At 64.8% G+C, this 21,193-nt stretch carries 19 protein-coding genes; 11 read left to right on the top strand and 8 right to left on the bottom strand.

The window, feature by feature from the left end:
- The first annotated feature begins 155 nt into the window (after window positions 1-155).
- The 5 genes from hpnD (at window position 156) to ACZ9H4_RS33720 (ending at window position 5,717) form a co-directional block, all read left to right on the top strand.
- A complete protein-coding gene (gene hpnD / locus ACZ9H4_RS33700) occupies window positions 156-1,004 on the top strand; it encodes a presqualene diphosphate synthase HpnD (RefSeq protein WP_476122538.1) in 849 nt (282 codons plus the stop codon).
- Window positions 1,005-1,008: 4 nt separating this feature from the next.
- Complete coding sequence (gene hpnE, locus ACZ9H4_RS33705; RefSeq protein ID WP_476122539.1) at window positions 1,009-2,277, top strand: hydroxysqualene dehydroxylase HpnE; 1,269 nt, start codon at window positions 1,009-1,011, stop codon at window positions 2,275-2,277.
- Complete coding sequence (shc, locus tag ACZ9H4_RS33710) at window positions 2,274-4,325, top strand: squalene--hopene cyclase (protein ID WP_408141916.1); 2,052 nt, start codon at window positions 2,274-2,276, stop codon at window positions 4,323-4,325. Before hpnE ends, shc begins: the two co-directional genes overlap by 4 nt.
- Window positions 4,326-4,328: 3 nt before the next feature.
- Window positions 4,329-5,063: a phosphorylase gene (locus ACZ9H4_RS33715; RefSeq protein ID WP_476122540.1), complete on the top strand. Its 735-nt coding sequence runs from the start codon at window positions 4,329-4,331 to the stop codon at window positions 5,061-5,063.
- Window positions 5,064-5,237: 174 nt separating this feature from the next.
- Window positions 5,238-5,717, top strand: a complete 480-nt coding sequence (locus ACZ9H4_RS33720; RefSeq protein WP_408328938.1) for an acyl-CoA thioesterase — start codon at window positions 5,238-5,240, stop codon at window positions 5,715-5,717.
- Between the two features lie 190 nt (window positions 5,718-5,907).
- Here the strand turns inward: ACZ9H4_RS33720 and ACZ9H4_RS33725 are convergent, their stop codons facing one another.
- Together ACZ9H4_RS33725 and hpnN are read right to left on the bottom strand one after the other, a co-directional pair.
- Window positions 5,908-6,912, bottom strand: coding sequence for an MlaA family lipoprotein (locus tag ACZ9H4_RS33725; protein WP_408328935.1), 1,005 nt, complete (start codon window positions 6,910-6,912; stop codon window positions 5,908-5,910).
- Between the two features lie 2 nt (window positions 6,913-6,914).
- Complete coding sequence (gene hpnN / locus ACZ9H4_RS33730; protein ID WP_476122541.1) at window positions 6,915-9,530, bottom strand: hopanoid transporter HpnN; 2,616 nt, start codon at window positions 9,528-9,530, stop codon at window positions 6,915-6,917.
- A 213-nt stretch (window positions 9,531-9,743) separates the two neighbouring features.
- On the opposite strand from hpnN, the gene ACZ9H4_RS33735 reads away from it, so the two are divergent.
- Window positions 9,744-10,346: an MlaC/ttg2D family ABC transporter substrate-binding protein gene (locus ACZ9H4_RS33735; protein WP_408141926.1), complete on the top strand. Its 603-nt coding sequence runs from the start codon at window positions 9,744-9,746 to the stop codon at window positions 10,344-10,346.
- 108 nt (window positions 10,347-10,454) lie between these two features.
- Here the strand turns inward: ACZ9H4_RS33735 and hpnH are convergent, their stop codons facing one another.
- Together hpnH and ispH are read right to left on the bottom strand one after the other, a co-directional pair.
- Window positions 10,455-11,606 carry an adenosyl-hopene transferase HpnH gene (hpnH, locus tag ACZ9H4_RS33740; RefSeq protein WP_408328929.1) on the bottom strand — a complete coding sequence of 384 codons (1,152 nt, stop codon included), beginning with the start codon at window positions 11,604-11,606 and terminating at the stop codon, window positions 10,455-10,457.
- A gap of 10 nt (window positions 11,607-11,616) precedes the next feature.
- The gene (ispH, locus tag ACZ9H4_RS33745) at window positions 11,617-12,561 is read right to left on the bottom strand and encodes a 4-hydroxy-3-methylbut-2-enyl diphosphate reductase (RefSeq protein ID WP_408141929.1); all 945 of its coding nucleotides are present in this window, start codon (window positions 12,559-12,561) and stop codon (window positions 11,617-11,619) included.
- A 337-nt stretch (window positions 12,562-12,898) separates the two neighbouring features.
- Between ispH and hpnC the strand changes: the two genes are divergently transcribed.
- Window positions 12,899-13,765 carry a squalene synthase HpnC gene (hpnC, locus tag ACZ9H4_RS33750; protein WP_408328925.1) on the top strand — a complete coding sequence of 289 codons (867 nt, stop codon included), beginning with the start codon at window positions 12,899-12,901 and terminating at the stop codon, window positions 13,763-13,765.
- Complete coding sequence (locus tag ACZ9H4_RS33755) at window positions 13,765-14,937, top strand: glycosyltransferase (RefSeq protein WP_408154620.1); 1,173 nt, start codon at window positions 13,765-13,767, stop codon at window positions 14,935-14,937. Before hpnC ends, ACZ9H4_RS33755 begins: the two co-directional genes overlap by 1 nt.
- Window positions 14,938-14,999: 62 nt before the next feature.
- Here ACZ9H4_RS33755 and ACZ9H4_RS33760 read toward each other — a convergent pair whose 3' ends face one another.
- Window positions 15,000-15,572, bottom strand: a complete 573-nt coding sequence (locus ACZ9H4_RS33760; RefSeq protein ID WP_408154622.1) for a hypothetical protein — start codon at window positions 15,570-15,572, stop codon at window positions 15,000-15,002.
- A gap of 142 nt (window positions 15,573-15,714) precedes the next feature.
- Window positions 15,715-16,725: a hopanoid-associated sugar epimerase gene (hpnA, locus tag ACZ9H4_RS33765; protein WP_408328919.1), complete on the bottom strand. Its 1,011-nt coding sequence runs from the start codon at window positions 16,723-16,725 to the stop codon at window positions 15,715-15,717.
- Window positions 16,726-16,898: 173 nt separating this feature from the next.
- Here hpnA and ACZ9H4_RS33770 point away from each other — a divergent pair, with 173 nt between their 5' ends.
- Complete coding sequence (locus ACZ9H4_RS33770; RefSeq protein ID WP_408141938.1) at window positions 16,899-17,192, top strand: acylphosphatase; 294 nt, start codon at window positions 16,899-16,901, stop codon at window positions 17,190-17,192.
- Between the two features lie 79 nt (window positions 17,193-17,271).
- Here the strand turns inward: ACZ9H4_RS33770 and egtD are convergent, their stop codons facing one another.
- Window positions 17,272-18,252: an L-histidine N(alpha)-methyltransferase gene (egtD, locus tag ACZ9H4_RS33775; RefSeq protein WP_408141940.1), complete on the bottom strand. Its 981-nt coding sequence runs from the start codon at window positions 18,250-18,252 to the stop codon at window positions 17,272-17,274.
- A gap of 547 nt (window positions 18,253-18,799) precedes the next feature.
- Between egtD and rarD the strand changes: the two genes are divergently transcribed.
- Complete coding sequence (gene rarD / locus ACZ9H4_RS33780; protein ID WP_408141942.1) at window positions 18,800-19,696, top strand: EamA family transporter RarD; 897 nt, start codon at window positions 18,800-18,802, stop codon at window positions 19,694-19,696.
- Between the two features lie 45 nt (window positions 19,697-19,741).
- Here the strand turns inward: rarD and ACZ9H4_RS33785 are convergent, their stop codons facing one another.
- On the bottom strand, window positions 19,742-20,281 hold the full coding sequence (locus ACZ9H4_RS33785) for an Mpo1 family 2-hydroxy fatty acid dioxygenase (RefSeq protein WP_408141944.1): 540 nt from the start codon (window positions 20,279-20,281) through the stop codon (window positions 19,742-19,744).
- A 91-nt stretch (window positions 20,282-20,372) separates the two neighbouring features.
- Here ACZ9H4_RS33785 and ACZ9H4_RS33790 point away from each other — a divergent pair, with 91 nt between their 5' ends.
- A complete protein-coding gene (locus ACZ9H4_RS33790) occupies window positions 20,373-21,086 on the top strand; it encodes a Crp/Fnr family transcriptional regulator (protein WP_408141946.1) in 714 nt (237 codons plus the stop codon).
- The last annotated feature ends 107 nt before the right edge of the window (window positions 21,087-21,193 follow it).

A 21,193-nucleotide genomic window follows, 5' to 3' on the forward strand; every position in this document is an offset into this window, starting at 1 on the left:
CTGCGGCCTATCGCAAACGTTGATATACTTTTCGCCGTTTCCGGCCTCCTGGCCGGCTGTTTCGCGCGCGTCCGCGCGCGTGGGCTACCTGCCCTGCGGGTAAGCACAAAACCTCATTGAACGCCTTTCAGCGGGCGCCTCCTGCGGAGATCGTCTTGGCTGTTTCCAATCTTGTCGTGGACGATACAGAAATCGACGCCGCTGCCGCCACGTCCGGCAGTTCGTTCTATCTCGCCATGCGCATCCTGCCGGCTGCGCAGCGCGATGCGATGTATCAGGTCTACGCCTTCTGCCGCGCTGTCGACGATATCGCCGACAGCGACATGCCGCGCGCCGAACGTGCCGCCGCGCTCGAGGGCTGGCGCGCCGACATCGACGCGTGCTACGCGGGCGCGCCGCGCGCATCGCTGCGCGCGCTGACGCGGCACATTCACACGTTCCACCTGCAGCGCGAAGATTTTCACGCGATGATCGACGGCATGGCGATGGACGCCGCCGCCGACATCTGCGCGCCCGACGAAGCCACGCTCGATCTCTACTGCGATCGCGTCGCCAGTGCGGCGGGCCGTCTATCGGTGAGAATATTCGGGATGCAGGAAGAGCCCGGCCGTTTGCTCGCCCACCATCTGGGCCACGCGCTGCAACTGACCAACATCCTGCGCGATATCGACGAAGACGCCGGTATCAACCGCTGCTACCTGCCGCATGAACTGCTGGCGCGCGAAGGCATCGCGGTGACAAACCCGACGCAGATCGCCGACGATCCGTCGCTGCCGCGCGTGTGCGCCACGCTCGCCGAGCGCGCGCAGCAACACTTCGCCGCATCCGACGCCATCATGGATCGCGAGCCGCGCAATCAGGTGAAGGCGCCGCGCATCATGTCGGGTGTTTATCGCCTGCTGCTCGAACGCACGCTGGAACGGGGCTTCGACATTCCGCGTACGAAGGTCAGCAAGCCGAAGCTGCGCATGCTGTGGATCGTCGCGCGCTACGCGCTCTCCTGACCTGATGCCGAAGCTCGTACATGTGGTCGGTGCGGGCCTCGCGGGCCTCGCCGCCGCAGTGCAGTTGCAGCGGCGCGGCGCGCAAGTCGTGCTGCATGAAGCGGCGCCCCAGGCGGGTGGCCGCTGCCGTTCGTACTACGACACCCGGCTGGGCACGACCCTCGACAGCGGCAATCACGTCGTGCTTTCGGGCAATGCCGCGACGCTCAACTACCTGCGGGCGATCGGTGCCGCCGACGAACTGACCGGCCCGTCGCAGGCCGAGTTTCCGTTCATGGATCTCGCCACGCGGGCGCGCTGGACCGTGCGCCTGTCGCCGGGACACGTGCCCTGGTGGATCTTCGACCCGAATGCGCGCGTGCCGAACACCGATCCGGGCGACTATCTTTCGCTCGTGCCGCTGCTGTTCGCCAAACCGGGCCGCAGCCTTGCGCAGACCATGCGCTGCAACGGCCCGCTGTGGGACCGTCTGCTGAGACCGCTGTTTCATGCGATGCTGAATCTGGAGCCGCGCGATGCGTCGGCGGAACTGACCGGCGCGATGGTGCGCGAGACCTTGCTGGCCGGCGGCCTCGCATGCCGGCCGCTGATCGCACGCAATGGCCTCGGCAGTGCGTTCGTCGATCCCGCGTTGCGTTTGCTGCAGCATGGCGGCGCGAGCATCAAGCTGGGTTCGCGGCTGACGGAAATCGTCTTCGCTGCCAACGGCGCTCGCGTGCAGGCATTGAATTTCGCCGACGAAAGCGTCGCGCTCGAAGCGAACCACGCGGTGATTCTCGCCCTGCCGCCGGAGATCGCGCCGGGCGTCGTGCCGGGTCTGCGCGCGCCGAACCGTTTCGCGGCGACCGTCAACGTGCACTTCGCAGTCGAGCCGCCGTTCGGTTTGCCGCCGATCACCACGCTGCTGAACGCGACGGCCGCATGGTTGTTCGCGTTCGACGGGCGCCTGTCGGTCACGCTCAACGAGGCCGAGCGGCTGCTCGACATGCCGCACGAAGCGCTCGCGAGCACCGTCTGGGCCGAAGTGGCGCGGGCCGTCGATCTGCCCGCCACGCCGCTGCCGCTCTGGCAGGTCGTGATGGAAAAACGCGCGACGTTTGCTGCGCTGCCGGACCAGGAAAAGCTGCGTCCGGGCACGCGCACTCGCTGGAACAACCTGATGCTCGCGGGAGACTGGACGGCCACCGGCCTGCCCGCGACGATTGAAGGCGCGATCCGCTCCGGCCAGAAGGCCGCGGATACGTTGCTGAATGAACCGATGGAACGCCGATGAACGATTTATCTCAAGCCCAGCCGCTGGACGACGTCCTGCCCGAACTCGCCGACCCGGCGCTGGATGTGCCGAACGCATCCGCTGCCGACACGCAAGCGAACGCCGCGCCGCTGGCGTCGAGCGTATCGCTCGACGCCGCGATCACGCGCGCGACCGATGCGATCCTCGCCGCGCAACAGCCGGACGGCCACTGGGTCTACGAACTCGAAGCCGACGCGACGATTCCGGCCGAATACGTGCTGCTGGTTCACTATCTCGGCGAAACGCCGAACCTCGAACTCGAACAGAAGATCGCGCGCTATCTGCGCCGCATCCAGTTGCCCAATGGCGGCTGGCCGCTGTTCACCGACGGCGCGCTCGACATCAGCGCGAGCGTGAAGGCGTACTTCGCGCTGAAGATGATCGGCGACCCGGCTGACGCCGAACACATGGTCCGCGCGCGCGAAGCGATTCTCGCGCACGGCGGCGCCGAAAACGTCAACGTCTTCACGCGGATTCTGCTCGCGCTGTTCGGCGTGGTGTCGTGGCGCGCGGTGCCGATGATGCCCGTCGAGATCATGCTGTTGCCGATGTGGTTCCCGTTCCATCTGTCGAAGGTGTCGTATTGGGCGCGTACGGTCATCGTGCCGCTGCTGGTGCTCAACGCGAAGCGCCCGCTCGCGCGCAATCCGCGTAAGGTGCGCATCGACGAGTTGTTCCGTGGCGCGCCGGTCAATACGGGCATGAACGACCGGGCGCCGCATCAGCATGCCGGCTGGTTCGGCTTTTTCCGCGGTGTGGACGCGCTGCTGCGCACGGTCGACGGCCTGTTCCCGAAAGCCACCCGCGAGCGCGCGGTGCGCGCGGCGCTCGCCTTTGTCGACGAACGGCTGAACGGCGAAGACGGCCTCGGCGCGATTTTCCCCGCAATGGCGAACTCGGTGATGATGTACGACGTGCTCGGCTACCCGGCCGATCACCCGAATCGGGCGATCGCTCGTCAGTCGATCGAGAAGTTGCTCGTTATCAAGGATGACGAAGCATATTGCCAGCCGTGTCTGTCGCCCGTCTGGGACACGTCGCTCGTCGCGCACGCGCTGCTCGAAACCGGCGAAGCGCATGCCGAGCAGGCGGCCGAACGCGGGCTCGCGTGGCTGCGTCCGTTGCAGATTCTCGACGTGCGCGGCGACTGGATCTCGCGCCGGCCGAATGTGCGGCCTGGCGGCTGGGCGTTCCAGTACAACAACGCGCACTATCCGGATGTCGACGATACGGCGGTGGTCGTGATGGCGATGCAGCGCTCGGCGGCAATCACGCAATCCACGGCCGATCGCCAGGCCATTGCGCGCGCACGCGAGTGGCTGGTGGGCATGCAGAGCAGCGACGGCGGTTGGGGCGCGTTCGAGCCGGAGAACACCCAGTACTACCTGAACAACATTCCGTTCTCCGATCACGGCGCGTTGCTCGATCCGCCGACTGCGGACGTGTCGGGCCGGTGTCTGTCGATGCTCGCGCAACTCGGTGAATTGCCGCAGAACAGCGAGCCGGCGCAACGTGCGTTCGCATACATGTTGCAGGAGCAGGAGTCGGACGGCAGCTGGTACGGCCGTTGGGGCCTGAACTACATCTACGGCACGTGGACCGCGCTGTGTTCGCTGAACGCCGCCGGCATGCCGCACGACGATCCGCGCATCAAACGCGCGGCGCAGTGGTTGCTGTCGATCCAGAACCCCGACGGCGGCTGGGGCGAGGGCGGCGAAAGCTACAAGCTCGACTATCGCGGCTATGAGCGCGCGGCGAGCACGGCATCGCAGACGGCGTGGGCGCTGATGGGTCTGATGGCGGCGGGCGAGGTCAATCACGAAGCGGTCGCACGCGGCGTCGACTACTTGCAGCGCGAACAGCGCGAGCATGGCCTCTGGGACGAAACGCGCTTCACCGCAACCGGCTTTCCGCGCGTGTTCTATCTGCGCTACCACGGCTATCGCAAGTTCTTCCCGCTGTGGGCGTTGGCGCGGTTCCGTCATCTGAAGCGCAACGGGCTCACGCGCGTCGCGGTCGGGATGTAACGGATGCCGTTTTCGACAACACCGTCAGCCGGTGCCGGCCGCAGCAGCTTGCCGGTGATCATGGTGACGGGCATGGCGTTCGAAGCGCGGATCGCGCGCGGCGAGGGCGTCGAGGTGGTCTACGCGGCGCGCGCCGATCTGCTCGAGCGCGCGCTGAATACGGCGGTCGCGCGCGGTTGTTCGGGCATCGTGAGTTTCGGGACGGCGGGCGGGCTGGCGCCGGATCTGGAACCGGGCTCGCTGATCGTCGCGAACGCGGTCGAGGGACCGTTTGGGCGGCACGAAACCGATCGGCAATGGGCGGACAGGCTCGCCGCCGCGATGATGGCAGCGCCGCTTGCGGGGCGTTTGCAGCGTGGTCTGATGGCAGCAGTCGCCGCGCCGTTGGTATCGGCTGACGACAAACGCGCGCTGCATCGCTCGACCGGTGCGTTGGCGGTGGATATGGAATCGCACATCGCCGGCGCGATGGCCGCCGCGCATGGGGTGCCGTTTGCCGTGTGCCGCGCAATCGTCGATCCGGCCTGGCGCACGCTGCCTTCCGCCGCCACGGCCGGACTGCGTGATGACGGCAGTACGGCGCTCGGGCCGATTCTGCGGGAACTGTTGCGGCAGCCGTCGCAACTCGGCGGCCTGATTCAGGTTGCCGTCGACGCCCGCGCCGCGCGGACTTCGCTGGTGCAGGCGCGCCGGGCAATGGGCGAGGCCGGGGCGTTGCGGATCGCAGCTGTCGTGTGAAGACGGCGGCCCGAACCGCGCGTTGCCGTGCTCCGCAGGGGCCGCCGCTCGGCAAGTAATTCAGTAGCTATTGAGATACTAGGGAAAACCCTTATCTTGGTACAATGTCAGTGTTAACCCTAGGTTTGTCGCTATCCGACGATGAACCCGGGCGCCTCACACACGGAGTGCCAAATGAATTTCCATACCAGAAAGTGGGTCAAGCCCGAAGACCTGAACCCCAACGGGACGCTGTTCGGCGGCAGTCTCCTGCGCTGGATCGATGAAGAAGCAGCCATCTATGCGATCACGCAGCTCGACAATCAGCGGGTCGTGACCAAGTTCATGTCCGAGATCAATTTCGTCAGCTCAGCGCGTCAGGGCGACATCATCGAACTCGGCATGACTGCCACGCATTTCGGCCGCACGTCGATCACGCTTCGTTGCGAAGTGCGCAACAAGATCACGCGCAAAAGCATCCTGACCGTCGAGAAGATGGTGTTCGTCAATCTGGATGAGAGGGGTGAGCCCGCGCCTCATGGGCGCACGCAGATCCGTTACGCCGAAGAGGCGTTTGCCAACTACCGCGAAAGCTCGCGGCAGGTGCCGCAAGGCCCGGTTGCCGTTGAAGACGAGCGGGTGGCCGCGCGTGTCGAAGCGGATAGCCTGCATTGAGGCAGAGTCGATCAGCTCCGGTGTTGGTTTGAGTTGCGGTGGGGCCGCTGCGCCGCACGCCGAGGTGATGCGGCATTCCCGTTCGGTGGTGTGGCCAGCTTCTGGCTAGTTTTACGGGACGCCCGTTCTGGGCGTCCCGCAGCGCGTTCGTACATCCTCAGCGCTTTTCCCGCCTCTCATCTTTCTTGCGTTATTGCGCGACCGGTGCCTCAGCCGGTTGTTTGTCGTCGGCCGGGTTGGTTTGAGGCGACGGCGCGGGTGTGGCGGACGCAGGCGCCGGGGCCGTTGCCGGCGCGCCCGGTTCGGCGCCCGCTGCGCCGCTGGCCGGCGTGTCGCCCGGATCGGTGTAGTTGGGCACGCCTGCCGGCGTGCCCGTGGCGGCCCCGGAGGCCGCGTTCGGGGCTTCGGCCGCGTCACCTGGGTCGGCATAGTTCGGCAAGCCTACCGGTGCGCCGGCGGCGGGCGCTGCCGCGCCCGAATCGCCCTGGTCGTCGTAGTTCGGCAGCGGCGCGGCGTTGTCGCTGGTGCCGCGCAGACGCGCGCGGCGCTGCTGCGTGTACGCGTCGCGCACGAACGAGTATTTGTCGAGCGCGGCTTGCTGCAGCAGGTCGCTTGCGCCCAGCAGATCGGAGCGCACGCTCACGAACTGCAGCACATACAGCGGATTGCGCAGCGCCGGTTCCATGTAGTTCAGCGGGTTGAACTTCACATCGACGATGAGACCCATGCTGTCACGCACGGTGCTCGGCCCGAACAGCGGCAAAACCAGATACGGACCCGACGGAATGCCCCAGTGCCCGAGCGTCAGGCCGAAGTCCTGATGGTGCTTGGGCAGGCCGGCGGGCGTCGCCCAGTCGAGCAGGCCGCCGATACCAAAGACCGAGTTGAACGCGAAGCGCATGATGTCTTCCGTCGCGTCGGTGAACTTCAATTGCAGCAGCGCATTCGCGGCGTTGGTCAGATCGCCGAGGTTCGAGAAGAAGTTGCTGACCGCCGTGCGCAACGGCTGCGGCGTCACCTTCTGATACCCCTTCGCGACGGGCACGGCGACATAGCGGTCCACCCCGTCGTTGAAATTGAACACGACCCGGTTCATCGGTTCGAACGGGTCGCCGGGCTTGCGGTCGGGCCCGGTCGCACAACCGGAGATCAGACCCGTAGCGGCGAGCGCCAGCGCGGTGTTACGCAGCATCATGCTTATATTCCTTTTTGCTTCGCGCGACGTTGGCGCGGCTTGCCCATGAGTACAGGTTGAAACACCACGGCACCGATCAGCGTGCAGAACAGCGACAGCGCGAGCAGCCGTCCCATGCTGGACGTTCCCGGGTGGTGCGACAGCCAGAGGCTACCAAACGCGGTCGCCGTTGTCGCCGCGCTGAACAGCACGGCGTGCGTCAGGCTCGACTGCAGCAGGCCGGTCTGGCCGTTGCGCCACGCCATCACGAAGTAGATCTTGAAAGCCACACCGACGCCGAGCATCAGCGGCAACGCGATGATATTCGCAAAGTTCAGCGGCATGCCGAACACCACGCACAGTTCGAGCGTGACGAGCGCGGAGACCAGCAGCGGCACGAGCGTGCGCAGCACGTCGCCGATCCGCCGCAGCGCGATCCACAGCAGGATGGCGATCGACAGCAGCGCGTAGCCGGCTGCTTGCAGGAACGCCTTGATGATCGTGTCGGCCGAATGCAGGATCGAAATCGGTCCGCCGATCGCGCCCGGCTCCGCCTTCTTCACCGCGTGGGCGAAGCGGGCGAGCATCGCGTCGTCGCCGGGATCGGTGCCGGGTTTGACCTTCGGCGCGATGTCGACGAGGGCGCGGCCGTCCTTCGACACCCACGCGGCTGAGATCGCCTTGGGGAGATTCTCGCGCGTGATTTCGGTCGGCTGCAGCAGGTTTTCCAGTTGCTTCAACGCGATGCGCAGCGTCTGCGACATCGCGGTTTCGGCGCGCTCGCGCGTAGCGGCGTCGGCGGCGGCGAATTTTTGCAGCGTCGCCGACAGATGCTGGGCTTCGGCGGCGCCCGGGCCCGGGTGATCCTCGGCGGCGAGCGAGAGCTGGTTCGCCGCACGCTTGAGCGCGGCGACGCGCACCTCATCGGTGGCTTGCTGCGCGGGTTGCTGCTGCAGCGCGGGCAGCAGTTGCTGCGCGGCGCTCGCGATCAGCATCATCTTTTGCTGCTGCTCGGTCGGGATGAACGTGTTCAGTGTGGTGACTCTGCCCACTTCCGGCAACGCGCGCAAACGCCCGGCCATGCGCTCGGCCTCGTCGAGCGATGGCGCCAGCGCATGCACGTTGTTGACCGCGGCTTCCGGCGAATCCTTCAGCGACAGCAGCGTCGCCATCGATTCCGTATGCGGATCCTTCAGATGCAGCGGGTTGAAGTCGAAGCGCAAATGCGTGAGCAGCGGCGTCGCGCCGATCACCACGATCAGCGTGCCGATCAGCACCGGGCGGCGGTGATGGTCGAGGAAATCGTCGACGGGCGCGAGTTGCTTGAAGCCCGGCGAGCCGGCTTCGCCCGGCGGATTGAAGACTTTCAGCAGGGCCGGCAGCAGCGTCATGTTGGTGAAGTACGCGACGAACATGCCGACGCCGGCGATCTGCCCCAGCTCCGACACGCCGCGATACGCGGTCGGCAGGAACGAGAAGAAGCTCAGCGCGACCGCGACCGCCGCGAGCGTCAGCGGCACGCCGATGCTGTGTGCGGTGTGCATCAGCGCGGCGGAGAGCCGGTTGTCGCGGTTGCGCTCCTCGCGGTACTTGACGCCGAACTGCACGCCGAAATCGACCCCGAGGCCGATGAACAGCACCATGAAGGCGACCGAAATCATGTTGAGTGCGCCGACCATCAGCAGGCCGAGCGCGGCCGTGATCGCGAGTCCGACGAACAGCGTGATGAACACCGCGGCGATCATGCGGCCCGAGCGCAGCGCGAGCCACAGAATCACCAGCACGACGATGAATGTGCCGATGCCGTTGAGCACCGCGCCGTCCTGGACCGACGCGAACTCTTCGTCGGCGAGCGGCTGTTCGCCGGTCAGCCGGACCGTCGCGCCGTAGCGCGCGTCGAGGTGCAGCGACGCGGCCGTGTCGCGGATCGCTTTCGACGCGCTCGCGCCCGGCTGCAGCGCGTCGTAGTTGACGATCGGTTGCACGATCACGAATGCCCGCGCCGGATCGGTAGCGGCGCTTTTGTCGACCAAGGCGCGCCACGAGAATGCCGCCGGCTTGCCGGCCAGCACGAGATCGAGCGTGTTCGCGCTTTGCGACAGCAGGTGGCTCATGTCGGCGAGCTTCACCTGACCGAGTTGCAGCGGCAGCAGCAGGCTCGTGGTGAGCGTGCCGGCGAGGCCTGTCAGGCTCGGATCGTGGGCGAGGGCGTTGACGAGCGGACGCGACTGGACGAGCTGCGAGGTGGTGGACATCACCTCGTCGGTGGACGGGAACAGCAGACCGTTGTGTTCGAAAAACGGCCCGCCGGCCGGCTGCGAGACGGCGACGAATTCCTTCGTGTCGGCTTTGAGCGCAGTGGTCAGCGCGCTGGCGGCCGCGTCGGCGAATTCCGGCGCGCGCGCTTCGACCACCACCAGCACGGTGTCGCCGCGATCCGGGAAGGCCTGGCTTACCGCGTTTTCGAGCGCCGTCCATTGCTTGTCGGTCTCGATCAGACGGCTGATGTCCGTGTTGATCTTGAAGTTGTGCACAACATAGAAACTGCTCAAAACGGCGAGCACGAGCGACAGTGCGATGATCCTATACGGATGGCGCACCGAAGAGGCGACGAGACGGACAATAGATGACTTCAGCATGTAGGCGAACGTGGCCTTATCACGGGTGTTGTTTTTGACGAAAGTGCACAAGTATACAGAGCCGGAGCGCTCTAACCCGACTTCGGTAGCAAGTACGGCTCCCGCAAGGGCTTTCAGGGGTGGGAACGCATTCTCGATATACTGGTCTATCCTGCTTTCGCCTTGGGCTCGCAAGCCCGTCGGCGCTTACTTCTCTCAGGTTCTGACGACCGTATGAAACGTTATCTGTCTGCTTTTCTGGCGGCGGCCGTGGTGTCCACGGCGGCCTATGCGCAAACCGCGCCTGATGCACTCGTAAAAAGTGCCGTCGAAGGCACGGTCGCCGCGATGAAGGCCGACCCCCAGGCGCGCGGCGGCGACATGGCGAAGATCACCGGTCTGGTCCAGACGCGCTTCGTGCCGGCCACCGACTTCCAGCGCACCACGCGGATCGCCGTCGGCAAGGCGTGGTCGAGCGCAACCCCTGAACAGCAGAAGCAACTGTACGAGCAGTTTACGCTGCTGCTGGTGCGCACTTACGCCGCGTCGCTTTCGCAACTGCGCGACCAGGACGTGAAGTTCAAATTCCAGCCGGTGAACGTGCCGGCCGGCGCGACGGACGTCGTCGTGCAGTCGCACGTTATCAGCAACGGCGGCGACGACGCGATCGACTACCGGCTGACCAAGGGTCCGTCCGGCTGGAAGATCTACGACATCAACATGATGGGCGCCTGGTTGATCCAGGTGTATCAGACCCAGTTCGCCGATCAGATCGCCAAGGGCGGGATCGACGGGCTGATCAAGTTCCTGACTGCGCACAACGCGCGCGGCGCCTGACGCCCAACTGATTCCAGGTAGCAAAAGAAAAAGCGCGGTGGCCAGACGGCCACCGCGCTTTTTTGTCGGGCGCAATCCGGGGCGGCGCGAGGCCGCCTCATGGACTCATCAGTGCGCGGTAGCCGTCTGCACCTTCTTGCCCTTGCCGCTGCGCTGAATCTCGTCGAGCTTGATTTCGACGTGACGCGAGAACACGTATTCAGCCGGGCGCTGCTTGCCCAAAGGAATGTCCTTCGTGAAAGCGCCCGTGGTCTTCGGACCACGCAGGCTCACCCGCAACGCTTTCAGCGGATGCGCAACCGTATCCATCACGGCGGTCGCCTCGAAGCCGCAATGCACCATGCAGTCGGCGCACTTTTCGTAGTTGCCCGTGCCGTATTTTTCCCACTCCGTCGTTTCCATTAGTTCCTTGAAGGTCTTCACATAACCTTCGCCGACCAGATAGCACGGCTTCTGCCAGCCGAACACGGTACGCGCCGGGTTGCCCCACGGCGTGCATTCATACGTCTGATTGCCGGCCAGGAAGTCGAGGAACAGATCCGACTGGCTGAACGACCAGTTCTTGCCATTGTTGCCGCGCTTGAAAATTTCGCGGAACAGATGCTTGGTCTTGTCGCGGTTCAGGAAGTGTTGCTGGTCGGGCGCGCGTTCGTACGCATAACCCGGCGAGACGGTGATGCCGTCCACGCCCATCGGGCCCAGCGTGTCGAAGAAAGCGGCTACGCGTTCCGGCACTGCGTCGTTGAACAGCGTGCAGTTGATGTTCACGCGAAAGCCCCGGCGTTTCGCTTCGCGAATCGCGGCCACGGCCTTTTCATACACGCCTTCCTGCGACACCGAGTGATCGTGCGCTTCCTTGTCGCCGTCGAGGTGAACCGACCAGACGAAGTACGGATTCGGCTCGTAGTCGTCCATTTTCTTTTCCATCAGCAGCGCGTTCGTGCAGAGGTACACGAACCTCTTGCGCGCGATGATGCCCTTCACGATCTGCGGCATTTCCTTGTGCAGCAGCGGCTCGCCGCCAGCGATCGACACCACGGGCGCACCGCATTCGTCGACGGCGCCGAGGCATTCTTCGAGCGACAGACGCTGATTCAGGATGGGGTCCGGGTAATCAATCTTGCCGCAGCCGTTGCAGGCGAGATTGCAGCGGAACAGCGGCTCCAGCATCAGGGCGAGCGGGTAGCGTTTGTTGCCGGAGACGTGCTGACGCATGATGTATGCGCCGACCCGAACTTTCTGCAGCATCGGAATAGACAAAATGTCCTCCTCAAACTTCGCGTGCGGCGAGTGGTTGCATCAGCTTCGATGGCAACTTGAACTCGACCTTTTCTTCACGGCCGGCCATCGTCGTGACATCGACGGGGCCCAATGCGCTCAGCGCATCGATGACGTTCTTGACCATCTCTTCCGGCGCTGAAGCACCGGCCGTGATGCCGACGGTCTGCACGTTGGCAAACCATTCCGCCTTCACTTCCGAACCGTCGGCCACGAGGTAGCTCGCCACGCCGCTCTCGCTGCCGATCTCGCGCAGCCGGTTCGAGTTGGAACTGTTGGTCGCGCCCACCACCAACAGCACGTCGACCTGCTTGCTCAGCTCGCGCACCGCCGCCTGGCGGTTTTGCGTCGCGTAGCAGATGTCGCGCGTATCGGGACCGACGATGTTGGTGAACCGGCGCAGCAGCGCGTCGATGATGCCGCGCGTGTCGTCCACCGATAGCGTGGTCTGCGTGACATACGCGAGCGGCGTGTCGAGCGGCAGGTCCAGATGCGCGACCTCGGCTTCGCTCTGCACCAGCAGCACCTTGCCGGGGATCTGACCGATCGTGCCTTCCACTTCGGGATGCCCCGCGTGGCCGATCAGGATCAGCGTGCGCCCGGCGCCGACATATTGACGGCCTTGCACGTGCACTTTGGTGACGAGGGGGCAGGTGGCGTCGAGCACGTCGAGGCCGCGCGCTTCTGCATCCCGTTCGACGGTTTGGGCAACGCCATGCGCGCTGAAAATGGCCACGGCGCCTTGTGGCACTTCATCGAGTTCCTCGACGAAGCGCGCGCCCTTCTCGCGCAGATTGTCGACCACGTGGCGATTGTGAACAATCTCGTGACGTACATACACGGGCGCGCCGTGTTGCTGTAACGCGCGATCGACAATTTCGATTGCGCGAACAACACCCGCACAAAAGCCGCGGGGCTGAGCAAGGATGACTCGCATAGGTTGGCGAACTCCGACTGACGCGGGTCTCGAAGAAGTCGGTAAATCTGACTTTATCGCCGCGACCATCTAATTTAGTTGACGTCTTGAGCCCCGGCGACGGGCCGGTACAGCAAAACCAAACGCGCATTCTAACGCTATCAGGCCAGCTTTGCTTTTGGTGCGCCCCTTGTGTGTGGGGCGCCTGCCGCAGCTGCGGCCTACCTTGCGGGGCCGCATGGATCGCGCATGCGGTAATGATTGCACGCTGCACCGCTTGGACGGAACCCTTAAACTACAAGGTTCCTGCGGAGCGCATCAGCGAGCCGCATTACAGAATGGTTTCGAGGCTCGCTGGATGGACGTCGATCAGTACGAAAATTTTCCGATCCCGAGCGTGCTGCTGCCGAAGGCGCTGCGCGCGCCAGTTGACATTATCTATCAGGTTGTCCGTACCGCGGCCGATATTGCCGACGAAGGCGACTGGAGCGCCGTCGAGCGGCATGCCCGTCTCGCCGACCTCCGGGCCGGCCTCGACGCGGTGGCGGAGCGGCGTGCGGCGCCGGTTCATCCGCTGCTGTTCGGCAAACTCGCCGGCGTGGTGGCTCAGTATAAGCTGCCGCTCGCGCCGTTTTACGAGTTGCTCGACGCCTGCGCGCAGGACATCGGCACCCGCCGTTACGGCGACCGCGCCGCGCTGCTCGACTATTGCCGCCGCTCGGCGAACCCGCTCGGGCACCTGATGCTGCATCTGGTGGGCGCGGCCACGCCGGACAATCTCGCCGACGCCGACGCGATCTGCACGGCGTCGCAACTGATCAGCTTCTGGCTGGACGTCGCCGCCGACTGGAAAAGAGACCGTGTGTATTTGCCGCTCGCGGATTTGCGGCGCTTTGGCGTGACCGAGTCGCAGATCGCCAACGGCATCGTCGACGACGCCTGGCGGGCGCTGATGACGCACGAAGTGTCGTTCGTGCGGGACATGCTGGTGCGCAGCGCGCCGCTCGCGTTGCGGATTCCGGGGCGGCTCGGCATCGAGCTGTGCGTCGCCGTGCATGGCGGGCTGCGCTTTCTCGAGCGGATCGAGAAAGCGGGCTACGATGTGTTTCGCGAGCGTCCGGTGCTCAACACATTTGACTGGTGCGTGGTCGCGCTGCGCGCGGTGGTGATGCGGCTGTCGCGGCGCGTCGGCGTCGAGGCGCATTCAATCGAGGGTAAAGCTTAATGGCGGCGGTTCTGTTTGTTCTTTCGTGTGTTTCCCTGCTGATCTGGGGCGTGCTGCTGCTCGGGCGCGGCGGTTTCTGGCGGGCGCGTCCCGCCGCACCGCTGAGCGTCGCGCCGCGCGCGACGTGGCCCGCGGTGGCCGCCGTGGTGCCGGCCCGCAATGAGGTGGACGTGATCGCCGAGGCGGTCACGACGCTGCTGCAGCAGGACTATGCCGGCGCGTTCCACGTGATCGTCGTCGACGACCACAGCACCGACGGCACCGCCGACGCCGCCCGCGCGGCCGCGCTGCAGCTGCAATGCCCGGACCGCCTGACCGTATTGAGCGCGAAGCCGCTACCGCCGGGCTGGTCCGGCAAGGTGTGGGCCCAGTCGCAGGGTATCGAGGCGGTGCACACGCTCGGCCTGCCCGCCGATTTCCTGCTGCTCACCGACGCCGACATCGGCCATCCCACGGACGCGGTCAAGCAGCTCGTCGCCCGCGCGGATGTGGAAAAGCGCGATCTCGTCTCGCTGATGGTGCGTCTGCGCTGCGATTCGTTCTGGGAGAAGGCGTTGATCCCGGCCTTCGTGTTCTTCTTCGCGAAGCTGTATCCGTTCGCGTGGGTCAACAACCCGCGCAATCGCACCGCGGCGGCGGCGGGCGGCTGCATGCTGGTGCGGCGCAGCGCGCTCGAAGAGGCTGGCGGCATCGAGTCGATCCGCGCCGAACTGATCGACGATTGCAGCCTGGCCGCACGCATCAAACACCGCGGCACGGGGCGTCATCCGATCCGGCTGGATGTGGCGGCGCGCAGCGTGTCACTGCGTCCGTACGATAGCTGGCGCGAGATCTGGAACATGATCGCGCGTACCGCCTTTACGCAGTTGCATTACTCGCCGCTGTTGCTGGCCGGCACGCTGGCCGGCATGACGATCATCTATCTGATGCCGCCCGTCGCCGCGCTGGTGCTCGGTCCGTTGGGCTGGCCTGCGTGGCTCGCGTGGGCGGCGATGTGCTGCGCGTATGCGCCGATGCTCCGCTACTACCGCCGCTCGCCGTTGTGGGCGCCGTTTCTGCCGCTGGTGGCGCTGTTTTATGTCGGCGCGACCTTCGCGTCAGCGGTGCGTTACTGGCGCGGCAAGGGCGGTCAGTGGAAGGCGCGGGTTCAGGCGCCGGTGCAGGAGCGTTGACGCGGCACGGTTGAAATCGATTGGATGAAAAAAAGCGGCGCTACGGCGCCGCTTTTTTTATGTCACTGGGTCAGCAGCATGTAGAGCTGAATCACCACGTCGGGTGAAAACTGGAACGGCACCCAGCCATGGCCGGTATGGCGCATCACCAGCAAGCGGTCGCCGTTCGACTGCTTCTGCACAGCCATGACCGGGTTCTTCGTCGAGACGAATTGCCAGCCCGGCGGGATGCCCGGCGGCTGCTCGAGCGTCATCGACGCGCGCGCGTTCGACAATTCCTCGATCAGTCGGCCGATCTGGTCCGGGCGCAGCGCAACCATCTGGTTGCCGATCTTCATCGTGATCTCGTCCTGCGACGGGCGATCGATTTCCAGCGTCGGCTGGAGTTGCACGGCCGGCTGTTCCGCCGGCGGCTCATCGGAGACCGCCGCATTGTCCTCGACGAGTGCGGGCGCGGCCGTCTCAGACGCAAGCGTCGGCGCCACGGATTCGGGCGCGACGTCCTCCGCAGGCGCGTGCGGCGCTGCGTTCTGTGCGGGTGTCTCGGGGATGTTTTCGGGCTGCTGGGCCACGACAGCCTGAATGAGCTGATCGACGCCCATTTCCAGCGCGCCGAGCTGTTCGTGAAGATTCATGCGAGGGTTTCTCTGGTAAGACCCGCGATTTTACCTGCTGCGCGTAGGCTTTGACCTGTCGCGGACGCGGGACTTGTAACAAAATGCTTACGGTCGCATCGGATTGTCCGGTGCGGCGCGAGGGCCGAGCTTGATGCAGTGCTTAAGGTTTCAGGTAGCCGGCCTCGCGGAACCATTCGAGCGCGTCGCTCAAACCTTCGCGATACGGCCGCGCGCGATAGCCGAGTTCGCGTTCCGCCTTCGCCGAGGTGAAATACATCTTGTTCTTCGACATCTTCAGGCCGTCGACGGTGACGAACGGTTCGCGTTTCGTGATCTTCGCCACCGCTTCCGCGCCCATCGCGAGCGGATAGAGCGGCCAGCGCGGCAGACTGAGCGTCGGCGCCTTGCGGCCGGTCAGGGCGGCGATGTCCGCGAGCATCTGCTGAAGCGGCAGATTTTCGCCGCCGAGAATATAGCGCTCGCCGATCTTGCCGCGTTCGAGCGCGAGGAAGTGGCCGGCCGCGACGTCGTCCACGTGCACGAGGTTCAGGCCCGTATCGACGAACGCGGGAATCTTGCCAAGCGCCGCCTCGACGATGATGCGCCCGGTCGGCGTTGGCTTGACGTCGCGCGGGCCGATCGGCGTGGACGGATTGACGATCACCGCCGGCAGTCCGTCCTCGGCGATCATCCGCTCCACTGCGCGTTCGGCCAGCACCTTGCTGCGCTTGTACACGCCGATCGCCTGGTCCGCCTTGAGCGGCGAGGTTTCGTCGGCGGACTGGCCCGAACTGGTCACCTTGAGCGTCGCCACGCTGCTCGTGTAGACGATGCGTTCGACGCCTTCCTTCAGCGCCGCGCGCATGGTCGCCTCGGTGCCTTCGAGATTCGAGCGCTCGATCTCGCTCGGGTCCGGCGCCCACAGCCGGTAGTCGGCGGCCACGTGCAGCAGATAGCGCACGCCGCACAGCGCGTTGCGCATCGACGCTTCGTCACGCATGTCGCCGACGACGATTTCCGCATCCAGCGCCTCGACGTTCTGGCGCGAACTGGTGGCGCGCACCAGCACGCGAACCTTGAAGCCCTTCTGTTGCGCGATGCGCGCCACCGACGAGCCGACGAAGCCGGAAGCGCCGGTCACGAGCACGAGATCGCGATTCTGTTCGGTCATTCTGTTTCCATTCCCTGCATGACAGTCGACGGATTGTACGTGGCGCGCACCCGGTGTGGCGTGCCGCGGATCTCGAACGGCAGCGAAGAGGCCGTCGAACCTGCACGACGCCGAGCAGCCTCGCCGCGACGCGACTAGAATGCCGGCTTGAAAGATTGTGAGGAGAAGACGGCATGGCCCCGGATCTGGATCAGCGGATCGAAACGTATCACGTGCACGTACGCGGCTTGGTGCAGGGCGTCGGCTTTCGCCACGCGACAGTGCGGCAGGCGCACGCGCTCGGCATCAAGGGATGGGTCGCGAACCTCGACGACGGTTCCGTCGAAGCGATGCTGCAGGGTCCGGCCAATCAGGTGGACCGGATGCTGTCGTGGCTGCGGCATGGTCCGCCGGCGGCGCGCGTGACGGAAGTGACCGGCGAAGAGCGCTCGACCGAAAAGCGCTACGAGCGTTTCGAGCAGCACTGAACGGACCAGCGAAAAAAGGCGGCGCGCCATCAACACGATGGCGCGCCGCCTTTTTCGTTTGTGCCGAAACCGTCTGCGCCTATCGCGCCACCAGCAGACTCTCCGCAAAGCCCCATTCGTCTTCGATCCACTGATGGCTGCACACGAAGCCGGCGCTGTCGGCAATCGCGGGCATCTCTTCCGCGCGATATTTGTGGCTGCTCTCGGTCCAGATCGTTTCGCCTTGTTTGAGCGACACCGTCAACTGCGCCGCGCCGATGCGCGCCGTGATATCGCGCTTCGCCCGCAGATGCATCTCGATGCTGCGCGCGTCGGGGTTGAAGCGCGCGACGTGCTCGAATGCGTCGAGCGGCAAGTCGCCATCGAGTTCGCGGTTGATGCGTGCGAGCAGATTCAGATTGAACGATGCGGTCACGCCTATCGAATCGTCGTAGGCGGCGACTAGCACAGGCGTCGGCTTGATCAGATCCGTGCCGAGCAGCAATGCGTCGCCGGGCGCGAGCATGTTGCGAATTTCACGCAGAAACCGCGTGGCCGCGAGCCTGCCGAAATTACCGATGGTACTGCCGAGAAACAGAACGAGTAACCGCTCGTCCGGTGCACGCTGCTTGCTCACTTCGGCGAGACCGGCCAGATAGTCACGCTCATAGCCGACGATCGAAATGCGCTCGATGTCGCCGAGTTCGCGTCTGCACAACTGCAGCGCACTGCGCGAAATTTCAATCGGGCAGTAAGAAGTGGGGCGCTTTTTACACAGTGCTTCAAGAATGCGCCGTGTTTTGCGGCCGCTTCCGCTGCCGAGTTCGGCGACGGTCACGTCATGCGGCAGATGTTCGACGATGTCCGCCGCGTGCTCCGCGAGCAGCCGTTCTTCGGCGCGCGTCACGCCATACTCGGGCAATACGGTGATCACTTCAAAGAGCGCGGAGCCCACTTCGTCGTACAGATATTTCGACGGCAGCTCTTTCTGCGGCGTGTGGGTGAGTCCCGCGCGCACCTCGGCGGCGAAGGCGGAGCGTAGGTCGGGCGAGGTGTCGTGCGATAGGGCTGGCTGGGTCATGCTGGCTCCAGTAGTCATATTCGATGAGCGGGATTGCTGGCCGGACGGCGGCATGCGCGGTGAAACGCGAGCGCTGCATGCCGTGAGAGAGAAGGGCGGACGGGGCTTCGCAGACCGTCATTGCCGTTCCGGCTCGTTGATGCTGCGTGTGCTGTTGCAAACAGCGTGCAAGACTTCGTAGCAAGATTCGCGCTTGAGTCGATCGCGCGACGATGTGCAGCGCGGTCGATGAGACATCGCGGCTTCGCCCGCCGCGCATGAAGCTTATGTTCTAGTGCATCGACGCGCGATGCGCACGAACTAATTGCAGACGGTCGCCGGAAAAGCGCAGGCCCGTAAATGAATAACCCGTCTAGAATGCCGGCTTGCGCCGTCTTTCGAAAACAAAAACGCAGGGCTTTCTGATGGCATTGCCCGCGTGCGAGACCTCATTGCCAATGACAACAACGAACACCGCGCGAGCGGATGCTGCGCTGCAAACCGCTTCGCCTGAATACGCCTCATATGCCGACGCGTTGGCCGACGCGTTGACGTCATGAGCCGCGCGATGAACCAGTATGACCCAAAGCGCGGTATTGCGTTGTCGGTCGGGGCGTCCGCGATGTTCGCCCTGCTGTCCGCTTACGCAACGCTGCTTGCGCCGCTGAGCGGCCTCGACATCTTTGCGTGGCGTGTCGTATGGACGGTGCCGGGTGCGCTGCTGCTGGTCGCGTTGCGCAAACGCCTGCCCATTCTCCGACGACTTCTTTACCGGATGGTGACCGAGCCGAAGCTCTGCGCCGCGATGATCGTGAGCGCGGCGCTGCTCGGCGCGCAACTGTGGTTGTTTCTATGGGCGCCGCTGCACGGGCGGATGCTCGAAGTGTCGCTCGGCTATTTCCTGCTGCCGCTCACCATGGTGCTGGTGGGGCGCTTCTACTATCATGAGCGCCTCGACGCGTTGCAATGGTTCGCCGTGCTGTGCGCGGCGGTGGGCGTCGGCCACGAACTGTGGGCGACGGGCGCGTTTTCGTGGCCGACGTTGCTGGTCGCGCTCGGCTATCCGCCGTACTTCGCGCTGCGCCGCAAAATCAACGAGGACTCGCTGGCGATGTTCACCGTCGAAATGGCGCTGCTGCTGCCGGTGGCGATCGTGTGCATTGTCAGTGGCGATTCTCTGACGACGATCGCCGGCCGCGTCGACATGTGGTGCCTGCTGTTGCCGGGTCTCGGCGCGTTGAGCACGATTGCGCTGGCTTCGTATCTGAAGGCGAGCCGTTTATTACCGGTCGCGTTGTTCGGCATCCTCGGCTACGTGGAACCGGTGCTGCTGGTGCTGGTCTCGATCACACTGCTCGGCGAAACGCTCAGCGCCGCGCAACTGGCGACTTACATTCCGATCTGGATCGCAGTGGCGTTGACGGCATTGCATGGCGTTCGCCTCGTCCGGCTCGCGCCGAATTGAGTGGCGCCCGACATCGATATCGAACGCGGACGGCGTTCCCGCCGCTCAGCGAGGCGTCGCTGAGCGGCTCGCATTGATACGCGTCGAGCCGACTTGCGCGTCGATCGCTTCGCGCAGCTCGGGCCGCCAGCCGAAGCTGAACAGCGCTTCCGCAAGAACGAACAACGGCCCGATCAGCAGGCCGATCACATCGTCGACGAAGGCCGGCTTGCGATGTTCATACGCGACATGGCCGACGAACTGGAACACCCAGCCGATCACGAACAGCCCAATGCCGGTGGCGAGCCAAACAAGCGTGGATTGCGCGGCGAGCCACTCGCCGAACGCGACACACAGCGCCGACACGCAGGCCATCAGCACGCCGAGCGGCACGTCGAGCGTGAGGTAGTAGACGGTTGCAGCGGTGAACAGCAGCCACGCGGCCGATAACGTCACCGGCAGCAGGCCGGCGCCGAAAGCCGGGCGGCTCAGCAACACGGCCAGCGCCAGCACGATCAGCGGAATGCCGATGAAGTGCGTGGCGATATTGCGCCGGTCGCGATGATAGGCCGCGTATTGCGTCAGTTGTTGCGTCAGCGTTCTCATGGATGCCGCTCCTCCTTCAAAGTCAGCATAATCGCGGGCAACCGGATTTGAAACCATCGGGTAGCCGACAATCGCGCACGGATGCCGTCCTATGAGTGTGAGTTTTTCATCGAATGAGCTTGGCATGCGTCTTGGGCGCAGTGCGTGGTTTCGCTCGGCGCCCGCCATGATGCAGGCGGAGTTGATCGAAGCAGGGCGCGTCGTACGGCTTGTCGCCGGGCAACGGCTTTTTACGCGCGGCGATGCCGACGACGGCCTCTATTGTGTGCTCGACGGTCTCATGAGAATCGGCGCGGCCAGTGCGACGGGCAAGGAGGCGTTGCTCGCCGTCATCGAGCCGGTGAACTGGTTCGGCGAGATCGCGCTGTTCGACAACCGGCCGCGAACCCACGACGCGTATGCCGAACGCGATTCCGAACTGTTTCATGCGCCGCGCGCCGCGCTCGTCGCGCTGCTCGAACGCAGGCCCGCATATTGGCACGTGTTCGGTTTGCTGCTGACGCAGAAACTGCGCCTTGCGTTCGAGGCCATTGAAGAAGCCGCGTTGCTGCCTGCCGCGCAACGCGTCGCGCGCCGGCTGTTGCTGATGGCGGGCGGCTATGGCGAACCCGGCGCATTGCGGCGCGTGCTCAGGGTGCCGCAGGAAGATCTGGCGATGATGCTCGCGCTGTCCCGCCAGACGATCAACCAGGTGCTGAAGCAGTTCGAAACGCAAGGCGCGTTGAAGCTGGGTTATGCGGAAATTGAAATTGCCGATGTGCGCAAACTCGGCATGCTGGCGGAACTAGACATGGGGCCGCTGTGATCTTTCCTGATATTCGGATACCTGAATAACGCGCCGACACGCCGACACGGCGCGGCATTTTTACAAGCATTTTACGGCGCGCCCTTGTTTCTTTGGCGATTCGCTAC

Source organism: Paraburkholderia sp. TE9906 (genome assembly GCF_056279605.1).

Bases quoted from the DNA above. Each gene is read 5' to 3' on its own strand.
- ACZ9H4_RS33755 (WP_408154620.1), top strand. From the start codon at position 13,765: ATGGCGGCGGTTCTGTTTGTTCTTTCGTGTGTTTCCCTGCTGATCTGG.
- hpnN (WP_476122541.1), bottom strand. From the start codon at position 9,530: ATGCTGAAGTCATCTATTGTCCGTCTCGTCGCCTCTTCGGTGCGCCAT.
- egtD (WP_408141940.1), bottom strand. From the start codon at position 18,252: ATGACCCAGCCAGCCCTATCGCACGACACCTCGCCCGACCTACGCTCC.
- hpnE (WP_476122539.1), top strand. From the start codon at position 1,009: ATGCCGAAGCTCGTACATGTGGTCGGTGCGGGCCTCGCGGGCCTCGCC.
- ACZ9H4_RS33715 (WP_476122540.1), top strand. From the start codon at position 4,329: ATGCCGTTTTCGACAACACCGTCAGCCGGTGCCGGCCGCAGCAGCTTG.
- ACZ9H4_RS33735 (WP_408141926.1), top strand. From the start codon at position 9,744: ATGAAACGTTATCTGTCTGCTTTTCTGGCGGCGGCCGTGGTGTCCACG.
- ACZ9H4_RS33770 (WP_408141938.1), top strand. From the start codon at position 16,899: ATGGCCCCGGATCTGGATCAGCGGATCGAAACGTATCACGTGCACGTA.
- ACZ9H4_RS33790 (WP_408141946.1), top strand. From the start codon at position 20,373: ATGAGTGTGAGTTTTTCATCGAATGAGCTTGGCATGCGTCTTGGGCGC.
- hpnC (WP_408328925.1), top strand. From the start codon at position 12,899: ATGGACGTCGATCAGTACGAAAATTTTCCGATCCCGAGCGTGCTGCTG.
- ACZ9H4_RS33760 (WP_408154622.1), bottom strand. From the start codon at position 15,572: ATGAATCTTCACGAACAGCTCGGCGCGCTGGAAATGGGCGTCGATCAG.
- hpnA (WP_408328919.1), bottom strand. From the start codon at position 16,725: ATGACCGAACAGAATCGCGATCTCGTGCTCGTGACCGGCGCTTCCGGC.
- ACZ9H4_RS33725 (WP_408328935.1), bottom strand. From the start codon at position 6,912: ATGATGCTGCGTAACACCGCGCTGGCGCTCGCCGCTACGGGTCTGATC.
- ispH (WP_408141929.1), bottom strand. From the start codon at position 12,561: ATGCGAGTCATCCTTGCTCAGCCCCGCGGCTTTTGTGCGGGTGTTGTT.
- ACZ9H4_RS33785 (WP_408141944.1), bottom strand. From the start codon at position 20,281: ATGAGAACGCTGACGCAACAACTGACGCAATACGCGGCCTATCATCGC.
- shc (WP_408141916.1), top strand. From the start codon at position 2,274: ATGAACGATTTATCTCAAGCCCAGCCGCTGGACGACGTCCTGCCCGAA.
- ACZ9H4_RS33720 (WP_408328938.1), top strand. From the start codon at position 5,238: ATGAATTTCCATACCAGAAAGTGGGTCAAGCCCGAAGACCTGAACCCC.
- rarD (WP_408141942.1), top strand. From the start codon at position 18,800: ATGAACCAGTATGACCCAAAGCGCGGTATTGCGTTGTCGGTCGGGGCG.